The organism is Siccirubricoccus deserti (genome assembly GCF_014283215.1).
Lineage (GTDB): Bacteria > Pseudomonadota > Alphaproteobacteria > Acetobacterales > Acetobacteraceae > Siccirubricoccus > Siccirubricoccus deserti.
The window spans coordinates 147,155-163,378 of sequence record NZ_JACOMF010000004.1 but is presented as its reverse complement, the minus strand read 5'-3'; the positions used below and the strand labels follow the sequence as shown (position 1 = coordinate 163,378).

Annotated in this window: 15 protein-coding genes and 1 tRNA gene; 7 read left to right on the top strand and 9 right to left on the bottom strand. The window is 71.0% G+C overall.

The annotated features are described in order from the left end of the window. Positions 1–65: 65 nt before the first annotated feature. From H7965_RS05450 to H7965_RS05425, 6 genes are all read right to left on the bottom strand, one after another. A complete protein-coding gene (locus H7965_RS05450) occupies positions 66–1,337 on the bottom strand; it encodes a beta-ketoacyl-ACP synthase (protein ID WP_186769531.1) in 1,272 nt (423 codons plus the stop codon). Beyond that, a complete protein-coding gene (locus H7965_RS05445) occupies positions 1,334–2,455 on the bottom strand; it encodes a beta-ketoacyl-ACP synthase (RefSeq protein WP_186769530.1) in 1,122 nt (373 codons plus the stop codon). The genes H7965_RS05450 and H7965_RS05445 overlap by 4 nt, the downstream gene beginning before the upstream one ends. A 42-nt stretch (positions 2,456–2,497) precedes the next feature. Next, on the bottom strand, positions 2,498–2,980 hold the full coding sequence (locus H7965_RS05440; protein ID WP_186769529.1) for a 3-hydroxyacyl-ACP dehydratase FabZ family protein: 483 nt from the start codon (positions 2,978–2,980) through the stop codon (positions 2,498–2,500). Positions 2,981–3,017: 37 nt separating this feature from the next. Continuing rightward, positions 3,018–3,296 (bottom strand): acyl carrier protein, encoded by a 279-nt coding sequence (locus H7965_RS05435; RefSeq protein ID WP_186769528.1) that lies wholly within the window; start codon positions 3,294–3,296, stop codon positions 3,018–3,020. Positions 3,297–3,393: 97 nt separating this feature from the next. After that, positions 3,394–3,480 (bottom strand) — tRNA-Leu (locus H7965_RS05430). 66 nt (positions 3,481–3,546) lie between these two features. Further along, positions 3,547–4,953 carry an amidase gene (locus H7965_RS05425; protein ID WP_186769527.1) on the bottom strand — a complete coding sequence of 469 codons (1,407 nt, stop codon included), beginning with the start codon at positions 4,951–4,953 and terminating at the stop codon, positions 3,547–3,549. 127 nt (positions 4,954–5,080) lie between these two features. Between H7965_RS05425 and H7965_RS05420 the strand changes: the two genes are divergently transcribed. The 3 genes from H7965_RS05420 to H7965_RS05410 all read left to right on the top strand — a co-directional run bounded on the left by H7965_RS05420 (position 5,081) and on the right by H7965_RS05410 (position 8,923). After that, positions 5,081–6,286, top strand: a complete 1,206-nt coding sequence (locus H7965_RS05420) for an acyl-CoA dehydrogenase family protein (protein WP_186769526.1) — start codon at positions 5,081–5,083, stop codon at positions 6,284–6,286. Further along, the gene (locus H7965_RS05415; RefSeq protein ID WP_186769525.1) at positions 6,286–7,413 is read left to right on the top strand and encodes an acyl-CoA dehydrogenase family protein; all 1,128 of its coding nucleotides are present in this window, start codon (positions 6,286–6,288) and stop codon (positions 7,411–7,413) included. The genes H7965_RS05420 and H7965_RS05415 overlap by 1 nt, the downstream gene beginning before the upstream one ends. Positions 7,414–7,561: 148 nt before the next feature. Further along, positions 7,562–8,923: an aldehyde dehydrogenase family protein gene (locus H7965_RS05410; protein WP_186769524.1), complete on the top strand. Its 1,362-nt coding sequence runs from the start codon at positions 7,562–7,564 to the stop codon at positions 8,921–8,923. A gap of 41 nt (positions 8,924–8,964) precedes the next feature. Here H7965_RS05410 and H7965_RS05405 read toward each other — a convergent pair whose 3' ends face one another. Next, positions 8,965–9,210: a DUF1272 domain-containing protein gene (locus H7965_RS05405; protein WP_186769523.1), complete on the bottom strand. Its 246-nt coding sequence runs from the start codon at positions 9,208–9,210 to the stop codon at positions 8,965–8,967. A 99-nt stretch (positions 9,211–9,309) separates the two neighbouring features. Here H7965_RS05405 and H7965_RS05400 point away from each other — a divergent pair, with 99 nt between their 5' ends. Next, positions 9,310–9,579 carry a hypothetical protein gene (locus H7965_RS05400; protein ID WP_186769522.1) on the top strand — a complete coding sequence of 90 codons (270 nt, stop codon included), beginning with the start codon at positions 9,310–9,312 and terminating at the stop codon, positions 9,577–9,579. A 541-nt stretch (positions 9,580–10,120) separates the two neighbouring features. Here the strand turns inward: H7965_RS05400 and H7965_RS05395 are convergent. Beyond that, positions 10,121–11,326: an MFS transporter gene (locus tag H7965_RS05395; RefSeq protein WP_186769521.1), complete on the bottom strand. Its 1,206-nt coding sequence runs from the start codon at positions 11,324–11,326 to the stop codon at positions 10,121–10,123. A gap of 199 nt (positions 11,327–11,525) precedes the next feature. Here H7965_RS05395 and H7965_RS05390 point away from each other — a divergent pair, with 199 nt between their 5' ends. The 3 genes from H7965_RS05390 (at position 11,526) to H7965_RS05380 (ending at position 14,374) form a co-directional block, all read left to right on the top strand. Continuing rightward, on the top strand, positions 11,526–12,914 hold the full coding sequence (locus H7965_RS05390) for an aminotransferase (RefSeq protein ID WP_186769520.1): 1,389 nt from the start codon (positions 11,526–11,528) through the stop codon (positions 12,912–12,914). Positions 12,915–13,014: 100 nt separating this feature from the next. After that, complete coding sequence (locus H7965_RS05385; protein ID WP_186769519.1) at positions 13,015–13,284, top strand: hypothetical protein; 270 nt, start codon at positions 13,015–13,017, stop codon at positions 13,282–13,284. Between the two features lie 115 nt (positions 13,285–13,399). Further along, on the top strand, positions 13,400–14,374 hold the full coding sequence (locus tag H7965_RS05380) for a cyclase family protein (RefSeq protein WP_229682474.1): 975 nt from the start codon (positions 13,400–13,402) through the stop codon (positions 14,372–14,374). A 22-nt stretch (positions 14,375–14,396) separates the two neighbouring features. Here the strand turns inward: H7965_RS05380 and H7965_RS05375 are convergent, their stop codons facing one another. Further along, positions 14,397–16,088 (bottom strand): thiamine pyrophosphate-binding protein, encoded by a 1,692-nt coding sequence (locus H7965_RS05375; RefSeq protein WP_186769518.1) that lies wholly within the window; start codon positions 16,086–16,088, stop codon positions 14,397–14,399. Between the last annotated feature and the right edge of the window lie 136 nt (positions 16,089–16,224).

Sequence of the window (16,224 nt, the reverse complement as noted above, 5' to 3'; positions counted from 1 at the left end):
GTGCGCCTCCGGCGCGCGGACCGATCGGGACCTCCGCGCCCGCGGCGTTCCGGTCACCAGGCCGCTCATGGCGCCGCCCCAACCACCAGGCACACATTCTGCCCGCCGAAGCCGAAGCTGTTCGACAGCACCCGCGCCACCTTCGCGTCGCGTGCCACATTGGGCACCACATCCAGCGGGATCGCCGGATCCGGCGCCTCGTGGTTGATTGTCGGCGGCAGGCGCTGGTCGCGGATGGTCAGCAGGCTGAACACCGCCTCGATCGCCCCGGCGGCGGAAAGCGTGTGGCCGATCATCGATTTGTTCGAGGAGATCGGCGGCGGGCTGTCGCCGAAGACGGCGCGCATGCCGAGCGTCTCCATCTTGTCGTTCTCCGGCGTGCCGGTGCCATGGGCGTTGACGTAGTCGATCTGCCCCGGCTCCAGCCCGGCATCCGTGATCGCCGCACGCATGGCGCCGATGATGGCGCCGCCATCCGGGTTGCTGCGGGTGCGGTGGAAGCTGTCCGCCCGCTCCCCGGCGCCGAGGATCAGTCCCAGCACCGTGGCGCCGCGCGCCCGCGCACTCTCCAGGCTTTCCAGCACCAGCGCCGCGGCACCCTCGCTCATCACGAAGCCTTCGCGGGTCTTCTCGAAGGGGCGGGAGGCGCGGGGCGGCTCGTCATTGCGGGTCGAGAGGGCCGAGAGCAGGGAGAAGCGGATCAGCGCCTCCGGCTGGACACTGCCCTCGGCGCCGATGCAGAGCGCCGCCTGAGCCTCGCCTCGCTGGATCGCCTCAACGCCGAGCTGGATCGAGGAGGCGCCGGTGGCGCAGGCGGTGGTCAGTGAGATCGGCGCGCCGCTTGTGCCGAAACGGTCGGCCAGCCGCTCGCCGATGCCGCCGAACAGGCAATTCTCGAACAGCGCCTGCTGGCCGGAGGCGGCGGCGATGAGGTCGGAGTAGCGCAGCGCCGCCCCGGCCTCCGCCTGGCGGGCGAAGACCAGCCGTTGCGGCCATTCCACCTCGACCGGCGGCATGCCGAGGAAAAGCGGGCCGGGGAAGCGGCCAGGCGCGCCGATGCCGGCGCCGGCGACGGCTTCCTCCGCGGCCAGCGCCGCCATGCGCTCGACCCGCTCGGGCGAGGTGAAGGGTTCGCGCCCCATCTCCTCCGGCAAGGTGACCTCGCCGGCGATGGTGGTGCGCAGGTGCTCGGTCGGGAAGCGGCTGATGCGACGAATGCCGCTGCGCCCGGCCAGCAGCCCGGCCCAGCTTTCCGCCACGCCGAAGCCGAGCGGGGTGACCAGGCCGATGCCGGTGACGGCGACGACATGCCGGCCGAGGTGATTGCGATCCTTCATGCCACGGGCTCCACCAGGGCCAGCGCCTCGCCGCGCCAGACGCCGAAGCCGGTCGCCAGCGCCTGCGGCGCGCCGGCCTGGACCACCAGGGTCGCCAGGGCGAGGTTGGCGGGGAAGGCGGCCTCGACGCTGTGGCCGAGGCTTTCGGCGCTGCGCACCATTGGGCCAGGGGCCGGCAGGCCGGCGAGGAAGCGGGCTTCCGCCGCCGTTGCCGCCGCGGCGCCGCTGGCGCCGGAGATCACCGTCGCCCCCGGCCGCAGCGGCAGGCGGGCTGCGAGGCCGGCGGCCGAGGCCTCGGCGCTGTCCTCGCCCCGCCGGCGGGCGGCGCCGGTGGCGATGCCGGTGAGCACGGCCAGGCCGGTGGCGCCGCGGGCGCGGGCGTGGCTGGCGGTTTCCAGCACCAGGAAGGCGGCAACGCTGCCCATGACAAGCCCGGCCTCGCCGCGCTCGGCCATCGGGGCCCAGGCGCCGCGCAGCAGCCCGCCGGAGGCGGCATAGAGCAGCAGCATGTCCCAGCGCGCCGCGACATAGGCGCCGCCGACCAGGGCGATGCCGCCGCGGCCCTCGGCCAGTCGCGCGGCGGTGATTCGCACCGCATCGGCCGCCGCCGCCTCCTCCCCCATGAAGGTGCGGGAGGAGCCGGTGACGCCATGGACGATGGAGATGTTGCCGGCCAGCAGGTTGGAGAGCTGCGCCAGGAACAGGGTCGGCCGCAGCCCGTTGGCCAGTCGCTCGTTCAGCCGGGCGGCGGCCTCGGCCGGAGGCAAGGTGGCGAGTTCGGCGGTGATCGCCTCATCCAGGCCGATGTCCCGCTCGCCGCCGCCGGCGGCGACCACCAGATGCATGTCGGCCACCAGCCCGCGCGCCCCGGCATGGTCGATGGCCAGCCCGGCGGCATAGGTGCCGAGGCGCTGCCACGGCTCCATCTGCCGCTGGTCGCCCTTCTTCGGGATCTGCCGGTCGAGGTTGAGGGCGGGCAGCGGGTGGACCGGGAAGGGGGCGAAGCTCTCCTCATCCACCACCGGCGAGGCGCCGGCCAGAGCTGCGGCATGCGCCTCCGGCCCCTCGCCGAGGCAGGAGACCAGGCCGATGCCGGTGATCCAGACAGGTTCGGCCATGCTCAAAAGGCTCCGGAGGCGTTCAGGCGGATCGATCCAAGGCTACGAGGCATCCGCCGCTCCGCCGGACCCGGTCGAGGATCCCAGCCCGATCCGTTCGGCCTGGGCGCGCATCGCCGCCTCCAGCTCGGGCGCCGGGAAGGGCAGGGTGCGGAAGGTCAGCTCGGCATCGCAGATCCGCTTGCCGGCGACGCTGACGCGCGCCTTGGTGACGGCGAAGCCGGAGCCGTCATGTTCCAGGGCCGCGGTGACCTCCATGCGGGTCTCGGGCACCACGAAACTGCGGAATTTCGCCTCCTTCACGCCGGAGAGGAAGGGCATGCGGGCGAAGCCGAAGCGGGCGAGCAGCATGTAGCCGCTGGCCTGGGCCATGGTCTCCACCAGCAGCACGCCGGGGACCAGCGGATGGCCGGGGAAATGCCCCTCGAACACCGGGCTCTCGCGCGGCACCAGCGCCTCGGCGGTGATGCTCTCGGGCGCCAGCGCCAGCACCCGGTCGATCATCTGGAAGTATTCGAGGCGCATGTCTGGCCTTCAATGGGGCCGGGGAGGAGGGGCGGGGTCAGCCCTTGGCTGCCACCAGCTCCTCGATGCGGGTCGCCAGGTTCTTCATGACGAAATACTGCTCCGCCGGGGCGGTTCCAGCGTTCACTTCCTGGGTCCAGGCCTCGACCGGGACCTTGATGCCGAAGGCCTTGTCGATGGCGAAGACGATGTCGAGGAAGTCCAGGCTGTCGATCCCCAGATCCTCGATCACATGGCTTTCGGGCTTGATGTCTTCGCGCGGGACATCGCTGGTCTCGGCGATGATGTCGGCGATGCGGTCGAACGCCGATGCCATGGGGAATCTCCGGGTCGGGTAGGGTCGGGGAGCCGGTCTTTGGCGCGTTCCCGCTGGATTGTCCAGGGTCGGGGGCGGCCTGGCTCAGGGAGGGCCATGGTAGGGGCGGCCGGACTCGAACCGGCAAGGCCCGAAGGCCGGGGCATTTTGAGTGCCCTGCGTCTACCAATTCCGCCACGCCCCCAATGCCGCACCCCGGTAGCACAGCCTTCGCCCGTTGCGAAGCGGTGCCGCGCGCTGGCCGCCCCTGTCACCAGCGAGGGTCGATCGGCCGCATCGGCCCTTCCGCGGCCTCGATGACTTCGCCGGCATCGAGCGCCAGATCCTCGCGGAACCGCCCGGCCATCACCTGCACGCCGAGCGGCAGCCCGTCCGCCTGGCCGAGCGGGACCGCCAGCACCGGCAGCCCGAGCACCGGCAGCCCCACCTGGGTATGCGCCGCCGCCAGCGCCCGCTTCACGCCCTCGACGCCCGAGGTGTCGAGCCCCACCGGCAGCGCCTGCTCGCCGCCGCCGGGCAGCACCACCAGCGGATACTCCTCCAGGAACATCGTCCAGCGGTGGAGCATGGCGTCGCGCCCCGCGATCGCCGCGCGGTAGCCGGCCAGATCCGCCGGCGGGTGCAGCGCCACCCAGGATTCGACCGAGTTGCGGATGCCGGCATCGCCATGGCGGAGGATGAGCTCGCCGAGCGCGCCGAACACATCGGTGACACCGAGCGCGTGCCACAACCGAGTAAGCTCGGCGAAGCCGGGGTGGGTGGGCTCCTCCACACAATATCCGGCGGCTTCAAGCAGCTTGCCGGCGCGGCGTACCGCCTCCTGCAGTGCCGGCTCGGTCGGCGCGCCATCCGGGGCGGGCACCAGGGCGACACGGATCGGCCGGGCCGGCGGCGGGCCCTCCAACGGTGCCGGCGTCCAGCGGTTGTCCCGCACGTCGCGCGCCGCCAGCGGGGCGAGGGCCAGCCTGGCGTCGCGCACGCTGCGCACCAGCGGCCCGTTCATCGACATCCACTGCGCCGAGAGGGTACGCGCCAGCGGCTGCGACGGGTTCATCGCCGAAACCCGGCCAAGGCTCGGCCGCAGCCCGACCACGCCGTTGCAGAAGGCCGGCCAGCGGATCGAGCCGGCAATGTCGTTGCCCATGGCGATGGCGCCGATGCCGCTCGCCGCCGCGGCGCCCGCGCCGCCGGAGGAGCCGCCCGGCGTCCGGCCGCGGTCCCACGGATTGAGGGTGGCGCCATGCAATTCATTGTCGGTGAACAGCCGCATCGAGAAGGCGGGGGTGTTGGTGCGGCCGATGATGATGGCGCCGGCGCGGCGGAGGTTGGCGACCACCGGCCCATCCTCGGCGGCGATGGCGTCGCGGAAGGCGACCACCCCATTGTCGGTCGGCAGCCCCTTCTGATCGACGTTCACCTTGGTGGTGACGGGCACGCCATGCAGCGGGCCGAGGGTCTCGCCGCGCGCCCTTGCGGCATCGGCCGCATCCGCGGCGGCCAGCGCCTCCGCCTCCAGCACCCGCACCACCGCATTCACCCTGGGATTCACCGCATGCAGCCGGTCCAGCGCCGATTGCGTGGCCTCCCGCGCCGAGAGCCGGCCGAGGCGGATGAGGCGGGCGATGTCGGTGGCATCCAGCTGCCAGGCTTCGGTCATGCGGGCCAATCTCCGTTGCTTCGGCGCAGGATGCGTCGGTCCCGCCGGCAGCGGCAAGCGTCGCCCGCCCTTGCCCCGGGACCCGCGGCCGGGGCAAAGTCCGGACAACGCATGGGAGGGACGGTCCATGGACCTGCGCTACACGCCCGAGGAAGTCGCATTCCGCGACGAGGTGCGGGCGTTCATCCGCGACAATCTTCCGAAGGACATCCGCGACCGCATGCGGCTGGGCTACCCCGCCCGCAAGCAGGATGTCGTCACCTGGCAGCGCATCCTGAACAAGCGCGGCTGGGCGGCCTATTCCTGGCCGGAGGAATGGGGCGGGCCGGGCTGGACCTCGGTGCAGAAGATGATCTTCCTCGAGGAGAATCTGGCGGCGCCGGCGCCCGAGGTCTCCTCCTTCAACATCACCATGCTCGGCCCGGTGCTGATCCAGTTCGGCACGGAGGCGCAGAAGCGCCGCTACCTGCCGGCCGCCGCCAACCTCGACGAATGGTGGTGCCAGGGCTTCTCCGAGCCCGGCGCCGGCTCCGATCTCGCCAGCCTGAAGACACGGGCGGTGAAGGAGGGTGACCACTACGTCATCAACGGCCAGAAGATCTGGACCTCCACCGCGCACAACGCCGATTGGTGCTTCGTCCTGGTGCGCACCAACCCGCAGGCGGCGAAGCGCCAGGAGGGCATCTCCTTCATCCTGGTGGACATGAGGACGCCGGGTGTCGAGGTTCGGCCGATCATCTCGATCGACGGCAGCCACCATCTCAACGAGGTGTTCTTCACCGATGTGAAGGTGCCGGTGGAGAATCTCGTCGGCGAGGAGAACCGCGGCTGGAGCGTCGCCAAATACCTGCTGGGCAATGAGCGCACCGGCATCGCCCGCCTCGGCAGGTCGAAGGAGCGGGTGCGCTTCGCCAAGGAGGTGGCGCGCGAGGTCCGGATGAACGGCAAGCCGCTGATCGAGGATCGCGGCTTCCGCACCCGGGTCGCCCAGCTGGAGATCGACATGAAGGCGCTGGAGATCACCCAGATGCGGGTGGTCTCGGCCTATGACAAGTCGAAGGACGGCCGGCCGGACCCGCTTTCCTCCGTCCTCAAGATCAAGGGCACCGAGTTGCTGCAGGGCACCTCGGAGCTGGTGATGGATGTCGGCGGGCCGCAGGCGATGCCGGCCTGGACGCAGGAGCTGGCGGCGCTGACCAACGAGCCGGCGGTGCTGCCGGAATGGGCGCCGCAGATGGCGCCGGCCTATCTCATGCTGCGTGCCGCCTCGATCTATGGCGGGACCAATGAGATTCAGAAGAACATCCTCAACAAAGCAGTGCTGGGGCTCTGATGGACTTCGACCTGACCGACGACCAGCGTCTGCTGACCGAGAGCGTCACCCGGCTGCTGGCGGATGAATACGCCTTCGACCAGCGCAAGCAGCTGCTGAAGGCGCCCGAGGGCTGGAGCCCGAAGCTCTGGGCGCAATATGCCGAGCTCGGCCTGCTCGGCCTGCCGATCGCCGAGGAGCATGGCGGCTTCGGCGGCGGTGCCGTCGACGTGATGCTGCTGATGCAGGCCTTCGGCCGGCATCTGGTGCTGGAGCCCTATCTGGCGACGGTGGTGCTGGGCGCCACGGCGATCCGCCTTGCCGGCGATGCGGCGCAGCAGGGCGAGATCCTGCCCGCGATCGCCGGCGGCGAGACCAAGCTTGCCTTCGCGCATTACGAGCGGCAGTCGCGCTACGACATCACCGATGTGCTGACCGCGGCGACGAGGAGCAACGGCGGCTATGTGCTGGAAGGCGCGAAAAGCGTGGTCCTGCACGGCGATTGCGCCGACAGGCTGATCGTCAGCGCCCGCACCGGCGGCAGCCGCGACGAGCGCGAAGGAATTTCGCTGTTTCTCGTGGATGCGGCGGCCGAGGGGGTGACGCGGCGTGGCTATGCGCTGCGCGACGGCACGAGGGCGGCGGAGATCGCCCTCTCCGGCGTGCCGGCCATGCTGCTTGGCGAGGTGGACCAGGCCCTGCCGGTGATCGAGCAGGTGGTCGAGGCCGGCATCGCCGCGACCTCGGCCGAGGTGATCGGCGCCATGGAAGCGATGCAGGCCATGACGCTCGACTACCTCAAGACCCGCCAGCAATTCGGCAAGCCGATCGGCGAGAACCAGGCGCTGCAGCACCGCGCCGCGGAGATGCTGGTGGCGATGGAGCAGGGCCGCTCCATGGCGATGCTGGCGGCGATGAGCGTGGCGGAGGCCGATCCGGCGGAGCGGGCCCGCAGCATCTCCATGGCCAAGGTCGGTGTCGGCCAGGCCGGGCGTTTCGTCAGCCAGAATGCGGTGCAGCTGCATGGCGGCATCGGCATGACCGACGAGTATGCGGTGGGCCACTACTTCCGGCGGGTGATGGTGATCGAGCACATGTTCGGCGACACCGCCTGGCACCTGGACCGGCTTGCGGATCAGGTGGCATAGCGGACCTGCGCCCATCTCCCGCTATGCGCGGGCTTGACCCGCGCATCCGGGTGCCGGGTGACGGCAGGCGGTTGGATGGCCGGTCAAGCCCGGCCGTGCCGATCGGGGCGATGCGGCGCGGCCGGCTTCGGCGTCTTCTGGCCGCCTGATGGAGGGACACCGGCCCGCTTCCACCCCGGCCGAAGCCCTCGCCGACCTCCGCGCCGCCGAGGCCCGCGACGGCCCGCTACCGCTGGACCGCCGCCGCGCCCTGCTGGCCGCGCTGGCGGCCACGCTGCTGCGCCGGGCGGATGAGGTGATCACCGCCCTCGATGAAGATTACGGTGAACGCAGCACGGTGGAGACCTTGCTGGCCGACGTGAAGCTGGTGGTCGATGCCGCCCGCCATGCCCGGTCCCGGCTGCGGCGCTGGGCGAGGCCACGGCGGATTGGCGTGCCCTTCGCCTTCCTGCCCGCCAGTGCGCGGCAGGAATACGTGCCGAAGGGTGTCATCGGCATCATGGCGCCGTGGAACTACCCGGTGCAGCTTGCCCTGCTGCCGGCGGTGGATGCGCTGGCCGCCGGCAACCGCATCGCCCTGAAGCCGGCCGAGGCGACGCCACGCAGCGCGGCGCTGCTGGCCTCACTGCTGGAGGAGGCGCTGGGCGAGGATGTCGCCCGCACCATCCAGGGCGGGCCGGAGGTTGCCGCGGAGTTCGCCGGACAGCCCTGGGACCATCTGGTCTTCACCGGCGGCACCGCCACTGGCCGGCGGGTGATGCAGGCGGCGGCGGCCAATCTGGTGCCGGTCACCCTGGAACTCGGCGGCAAATGCCCGGCGCTGGTGCTGCCGGGCGCCGATCTGGCGCAGGCAGCGCGGGCAATCCTGGCAGGCAAGGCGGTGAATGCCGGGCAGACCTGCATCGCCCCCGATACAGTGCTGCTGATCGGCCAGGCGCCAGCAGAGTTCCTCGCCGCCTGTCGCGCCACCCGCATCGGCCTGCCGGAGACGGCAGTGGTGAACGAACCCCAGGCGGCGCGGCTGGCCACGCTCTGCGCCGGGGCCCGGCTGACACCGCTGGCCGGGGACGGACCGGGCCGCCGGCGCGCGCTGGCCATTGCCGAGGCGCCGGCCGACCACCCCCTGCATGCGGAGGAGATCTTCGGCCCGGTGCTGGCGCTGGCGCCGCAGCCGGATCTGGCCGCGGCGCTCGGCTGGATCGCGGCGCGGCCGGCGCCGCTGGCGATCTACCTGTTCGGTGCGACGGCGGCGGAGGAGCGGGCGGTGGCGGCCGTCACCCGCAGCGGCGCCATCGTCAGCGGCCGCTGCCTGGAATACGCCGCCTTTCCCGCGCTGGCGTTCGGCGGCGTCGGCGCCTCCGGCTTCGGCCGGCGCAATGGCGAGGCGGGATTCCGCGAATTCAGCATCTTGCGCGCCCGGGTCCGGCACGGGCGCTGGAGCCTGGCGCGGCTTTTCGATCCGCCGCGCGGGCCGGGGGCAGGGCGGCTGGCGCGTCGGGTCCTGCGGTAGGTGGCCGGCGCCGCTTACGCGGTGCCTTGGTCCCGCGCCGCTTACGCGGCGACGCAGCCCTGCGGCTTGACCTTCCGCACCGTGCCGGCAGGGTGCTTCAGCAGCCGCTCGGCCGGGCGGATCGGCCGGCGGACCAGCTCGCCGCCGCAATTCGGGCAGCGGCCGGCCAGGACGCCCTCAGCGCAGCCAGCGCAGAAGGTGCATTCATAGGAGCAGATGCGGGCCGCGGTGCTCTCGGGCGGCAGGTCGGTGCCGCAGCATTCGCAGCAGGGGCGGAGTTCAAGCAAGCGGGCCTCCTTCGATGCGCGGCCGGGTCGGGCCGGCGGCGGGCGAACCCCGTGGCGCCGCGCCGCGTTGCCTGAGGCAGACCGCGAAGGAATCCTGCCATGGCCGACCCCAAGCCGCCAAATGATGCCGGCCGCGCCGTCCCCGGTCCGGCGACACCGCCACCCGGTCAGGACCAGCGCCAGGGGCGCGAGCGCGCCTCCGGCACCATCGACCGGCCGATTGGCACCGATGATGCCCAGCCCGGCGACCGTGCCGAGCGCGGCGCCGAGTTCGGCGGCCCGGTCGATGTCTTCCCCACCCGCCGCGACCGGCCGGGCATCGAGGACGCCTATTCCACCGATGAGCCGGAGCCCGACAAGCCGCGCTGAATCGCGGCGACACGAGTTCGGCAGAGCACCGGGGTACCATCCGTTCCGGCCCTTCGTTGCTGGCATGGAAATCGCGGCTTCCGTGCCGAGCTGATTCGCACACCCAGGCTTTGGCGGGTCGTTCACCCTCGGCATCATGTCCGGCGTGATCGTCCCCCACACGGTCAGCCTGCTCGGCATGGCCTCTGTGGCGATGACGGCGTGTTTCCAATCCGCCAAAGCTCGGCGAGGCTGTCGTCGCCTTTGTTTCCCGGGCGCTGCCCATCCGGAGCCCGCGCAGGAGGGGCCGGTCGACGGCCTGATGCGCTTCGCGGCGCAGGCCTATCCCTGCCCGCTGCCGCGCGGCCCAGCCCCTTGGCGCCTTCACGAATGAAAATTTCGGCGGCCGGCAACTGACACCCGGCTACCTCTATGACCGGCATCGCAGCTGACGAAGGCGCGTCCCTTCTCGTGCGGGAACAGCCTTTTCGGCGGCACCGCTTGGCCCGCGATCCCCCCGGCGCGAAGCCGCCGGAGCGTGAATCCATTCTACGACAACCGTCTATTCCGCCACCACCACCCGCCTGGTACGGCGCTGGCCGACCAGCGCCATCGCCATGGTCGCCACGATGAAGAACACAGAGGCGGCGAAGACCAACAGCGGCTGGCCGCGGTCCATCAGCAGCCCGTAGATCATCGGCCCCACCGCGCCGCCAATGTTGAAGCCGGTGGTGACGATACCGAACACCCGCCCGACCGCGCCGGGCGGCGCCGCGGCGCGCACCAGCATGTCGCGTGAGGGCATGATCATGCCCGAGAGGAAGCCGGCGAGCCCCAGCGCACTGACCAGGGCCACCGGCCCCATCGGCACCAGCCCGACCGCGGCGATCAGCGCCCCGGTCAGTCCGAAGCCCAGCGCCGCCACCTCGCCATGCCGCCGGGTGCGGTCGGCAATGCTGCCCCCGGCCAGCACGCCAAAGGCGCTCAGCAGCAGGAAGGCCGAGAGCGCCATGGTGGCGACGGCGAAATCGATGCCATGCCCTTCCACCAGCGCCACCACTGAGAAATTCTGGATCCCTCCCGTCGAGAGGTTCAGCAGGGCGAAGAACAGGGTCAGCAGGATCACCGCCGGCGTCACCACCGAGGCCATGCCGGCCGGCGCCGCCTCGACCACCCGGACCACCGGCCGTGCCGGCATGGTGGCGAGGGCCAGCGGCAGCGCCGCCGCCAGGGCCAGCGCGCCGGCCGCCAGCAGCGCCGCCGTCAGCCCGCCAAGGCTCGCCAGCCCCAGCATCAGCGCCGGCGCCAGCGCTCCGCCAAGGTAGCCGGCGAAGGTGTGGATGGAGAAGGCACGGCCGATGCGAGCCTCGGCGATGCCGCGCGACAGCATCTCGTAATCCGCCGGGTGGTAGACCGCATTGGCGAGGCCCAGCAGCGCCGAGGCTGCCAGCAGCATCGGGTAGCTCGGCAGCAGCGCCAGCAGGGTCAGCGCCACCGCCGCCAGCCCAAGCCCCGCCACCAGCACCGGACGCGACCCGTAGCGGTCCACCGCGAAGCCCATCGGCGCCTGGGTCACGCCGGAGACGATGTTGTAGAGCGTCAGTGCCAGGCCAAGCTCGATGAAGCTGACCCCCAGCTGGTCGCGCAGCAGCGGAAACAGTGGCGGCAGCACCAGATGGTGCACATGGCTGACCAGATGCGCGGCGGAGACGAGCACGAGCGTGCGCACCTCCCCCGCTGTCCAGGCGGCGTTGCCCTGTTGGGCCATGGCTAGCGTTCCCCTTGCCTGGCCGATCTGGAGCAGCCAGGCGTCTCCGCCATGTTGGGCCGGATCAGGGGCCGGGGAAAACCCCCTGGATCGGGGGGCAGACCCGTGCGGATGGAAGACTCCTGCGCCTGAAACGCTGGCGCTTGCAGCCGGGGCCGGCTTGTCGTCACCATGCGGCTTCCCCTCCGGAGAGCCTGCAATGCGCCCCAACAGCCTGCACGCCGCCGATATCGCCCATATGGTCCACCAGCAGACCGACCTCGACGCCCATGGCCGCGACGGCGCCATCCTGATCACCCGGGGCGAGGGCTGCCGGGTCTACGACACCGAGGGCAAGGACTACATCGAGGGCATGGCGGCGCTGTGGTGCGCCAGCCTCGGCTTCTCGGAGAAGCGGCTGGCGGATGCGGCCTACAGGCAGATGCTGGAACTGCCCTACTACCACACCTTCTCCGGCATGGGGCACGCGCCCTCCGTCCGGCTCGCCGAGAAGCTGGCGGAGATCGCCCCGCCTGGCCTCAATCACGTGCTGTTCCAAAGCAGCGGCTCGGAATCGAACGATGCCGCCATCAAGATCATCTGGTACTTCAACAACCTGATCGGGCGGCCACACAAGAAGAAGCTGATCGGCCGGCTGCGCGGCTACCACGGCAACACGGTGGCGGCAGCATCGCTTTCCGGCCAGCCGCTGATGCACCTTGATTTCGACCTGCCGCTGTCCGACCGCTTCCTGCACATCTCCAACCCGAACTACTACCGCGAGCACACCCCGGGCGAGACCGAGGACGCCTTCAGCGCCCGCATGGCTGCCGAGCTGGAACAGCTGATCGAGCGCGAGGGGCCGGAGACCATCGCCGCCTTCTTCGCCGAGCCGGTGCAAGGCGGCGGCGGCGCGCTGACCCCGCCGCGCGGCTATTTCCAGGCGATCCAGGCGGTACTGAAGAAGCATGACATCCTCTTCGTCGCCGATGAGGTGATCTGCGGCTTCGGCCGTACCGGCAACCGCTGGGGCAGCGAAACCTATGGCATCCAGCCGGACATGCTGTCCTGCGCCAAGCAGCTCACCGCCAGCTACCAGCCGCTGTCCGCGCTGCTGATCTCGGACCGCATCCATGCGGCGCTGATCGAGGGCAGCAGGAAGAACGGCCGCTTCGGCCACGGCTTCACCTACGGCGGCCACCCTGTCGCCTGCGCCGTCGCGCTGGAGACGCTGGCGATCTACGAGGAGCGCGACATCCTCGGCCATGTGCGGGCCGTCTCGCCGGTGTTCCTCGAAGGGCTGGAGGCGCTGCGCGAGCATCCGCTGGTCGGCGATGTCCGTGGCGTCGGCCTCATCGCCGGGGTGGAGCTGATGGCGGACAAGGCTGCCCGCACGCCCTTCCCGGTCTCGGCCAAGGTTGGGCAGCGGGTGCAGGATGCCTGCATCGCCGCCGGCCTCATCATCCGCGCCATCGGTGACCGCATGGCCTTCACTCCGCCGCTGATCATCACCGCGGCGGAGGTACAGGAGATGCTGTTGCGCTTCCGCCGCGCGCTGGACGATGTCTGGGCAGAGGTGCAGGCGGAGCCCCCGCTCGCGGCGGAGTAACCGAGTGGCAGTGCGCATTGCCGGCAGCAGCCTGCATCCGCCGCCAGTCTTGCCCACTAGGGAAGCGGCACCGCCTTTGTTCGCCGGTTGCGCTGGGGTCATGCCGCAGGTGACCAGGAAGGTTACCGAGCCGCTGCTGCCGGTATCTCGGCGGCAGCCGTGCTTCCAGGGCTATGGCGCTTTCGCCAGCAGCCGGGGCGGCGTCATTTCGGTCAGCATGTTCCGCGATGCCGCCTCGGCTAAGGCGGCGAACGCCCAGGTGGGCGGTTGGGTGCAGACGAACCGGCTCGACCTGCTGCCCGGCCCGCCCGAGGTCCTGACCGGCAATGCCGCGATCGAAGGCATACAGGCCGCCACTGCCGTACCGTAACGCTGAGGCTGGCCCGGAGCAGCGCGCGGCGATCACGCGCCCGTGCGTTCCGGGGGCCTGACGGAATGCGGCAGCCTTCCCGCGGCGTGCACACGCCGATCGGGAGGAAGGCAAGATGCGAATCATGACCGCGGCCACCTTGGCCGCCCTGGCGCTGGCGCCGGCCAGCACGCTGGCGCAGCCGCAACCGGCCGCGCCGGGCAACTGGTTCCCTTCGCGCTATGGCGCCGACGACCAGATCGGTGCCATGAACCTGCTTACGCCGGAGAAGGTGCTGGAGGCGGCGCGGCTCGTCACCCGCGGCCAGGTCTACCGGCTCGGCGTGCCGGTGGGGCGCGACACCCCGGCCTTTCCGCCGCGCAACGCCGCGGTCACGGTGATGATGCCGGACCAGTTCGAGGGCGCCGTGGTGCCAGGCGCGAATGGCCCCTCCGAGAACCGCATGTCCTATGCCGATGACATGTTCACCGGCTGGCTCGGCGTCGGCAGCCAGATCGACAGCTTCGCCCATCTCGGCATCGACAATGTCTTCTACAACGGCAACCACGCCCGCGACTTCATCCGTACCACCGGGGTGACGAAGCTCGGCGTCGAGGGCATCCCGCCGATGGTCACCCGCGGTGTGCTGGTGGACATGGCGCGCGCCCGCAACAAGCCGATGCTCGACGAGGGCGAGGTCATCACCGCCGACGATCTGCGCAATGCCATGCGTGAGCAGGGCGTGACCGTGCGGCAGGGCGACGTGGTGCTGATCCACACCGGCTGGGTCGAGCTGCTTGAGCGTGATCCCGCCCGCTTCGGCAAGGGCGAGCCGGGCATCGACAATGGCGCCGCGGAGTTCCTCGCCAGCCTCAACGTCGTCGCGGTCGGCGCCGACACCTGGGGCGTCGAGGCGGTGCCCTTCCGCAATCCCAACCGCGTCTGGGAAGGCCACCAGACGCTGCTGGCGAAGAACGGCATCCATATCCTGGAGGTGATGGACACCCGCGCCCTGGCGCGCGACCGGGCGACGGAATTCCTCTTCGTGCTCGGCCAGCCCCTGCTGAAAGGTGCGGTGCAGGCGATCATCAACCCGATTGCCATCCGGTGAGGGGCCGGCCCCGGCCCCTCACCTACTCCGCCGCCTTCCGCGCATAGATGCCCATGGTGTTATAGGGCGCATAGGGCGGGAAGGCGCCGATGGCGGTCATGTCCACCTCCACCAGCGAGGGGCCCGGCGTCGCCACCGCCTTGGCCACGGTGGCGGCAAGGTCCTCGGTCCGGCTGACCTTGAAGCCCGGCATCCCGGCGACCGCGGCCAACTTCTGCAGATCCGGACCCTGCAGGTCGCCGTAGTACATCCGGCCATCCTGCAGCGCGCCCTGGATATGCTTGATGACGCCGTAGCCGCGGTCGTTCATCACCAGCACCACCAGCTCGGCACGTTCCTGCACCGCGGTCCACAGCTCGGTCTGGTTCAGCGCGAAGCCGCCGTCGCCGACCATGGCGATGGTCTTCCGCCCGCCCCCCGCCTGGGCCGCCGCCATGGCCGCGCCGATGCCGAGCGGCAGGCCGGGGCCGATGGCGGCGCTGACCGGGTGCACCGCGTCGCGCGGGCCGTAGACCGGGAAGATGCGGTTGCCCCAGGAGGAATTGCTGATGGTGATGTCTCGCACCCAGAGCGCGTCGCGTGGCAGCGCCCCGCGCAGCAGCGCCGGGAACTCCGCATAGGGGCCGAGGGTGTCGCAATAAGCCGCCACCGCTTCCCGCTTCATGGCGGCGAATTCGGCGGCGAAGCCCGGCTCCACCGCCATGCGCCCTTGTAGTCGCCGCGCTAGCCCGGCCATCACCAGCGCCGCATCGCCGCAGATGAAGGCTGTGCTTGGGTAGGTGCGGCCATTGGCGCGCGGGTCGATATCGGCGTGGATCAGCGGCTGCGGCAGGGGCAGGGAGAAATCCTGAGTCTCATGTCCACGCAGCCGGCTGCCGACCACCAGCATGGCGTCGCAGGAGCGGTAGAATTCCTGCACCCGTGGGCTGCCATTGCCCTGCAGCCCGCCGAGGGTCATCGGGTGGTCCTCCGGGACGATCCCTCGGCCATTCCAGGACGACACCGCACCGAAGCCGAGGCCGAGCAGCGCCATTGCCTCCGCCCCGGCGGATTTCGCGCCATTGCCGAGCCAGAGCATCGGCCGCTTCGCCCGCGCCAGGATCTCGGCCGCCTCGTCCAGCGCTGCCTCGCTGGGTGGCAGCGGCGGAGGCACCGGCAGGGTGAGGCTGTCGAGTTCGGCCGGACGGGGGATGGCGGTGCGCTGGATGTCGATCGGGATCTCGACGCTGACCGGCCCCATCGGCGGGGTCAGGGCCAACGCCGCGGCGCGGGTCAGCACGCCGAGCGCCTCATGCGCCGAGCGCACCCGGAAGGCCTGCTTGGAGACCGCGGCCAGCATCGCGGTCTGGCCCGGCACGTCATGCACCGTGCCCATGTCGCGGTCGATGAACTTGGTCGGCGTCTGGCCGGTGAGGTGCAGCACCGGCGAGCCGGCGAATTGCGCCTCCACCAGCCCGGCGACGGCATTGGCTGCGCCGGGGCCGGTGGAGGAGAACATCACCCCGAGATGGCCGGAGACCCTGGCATAGGCATCCGCCATATGCGCGCCGCCCATCTCGTTCCGGGCCATGACGTAGCGAATGGCATTGCGGCGGCCGATGCCGTCCAGCATCGGGATGTTGTGCACCGAGACGATGCCGAAGCAGGTGGTGACGCCGATGCGGGCGAGGAATTCGGCGACAAGGTCGCCGACGTTGTAGGTGCTTTCGGCCATGCGCCGTTCCCCCCGTGTGTTGCCTGGGCGGCCCGAGTGTGCGCGGGGGCGCGGCGGGTGGCCAGGGGGGAAGGTCAAGGGGGCGCTAAACTGGGGCCATGTCACCCGACAGCCGCGCCGGCCTGGATCAGGCCAG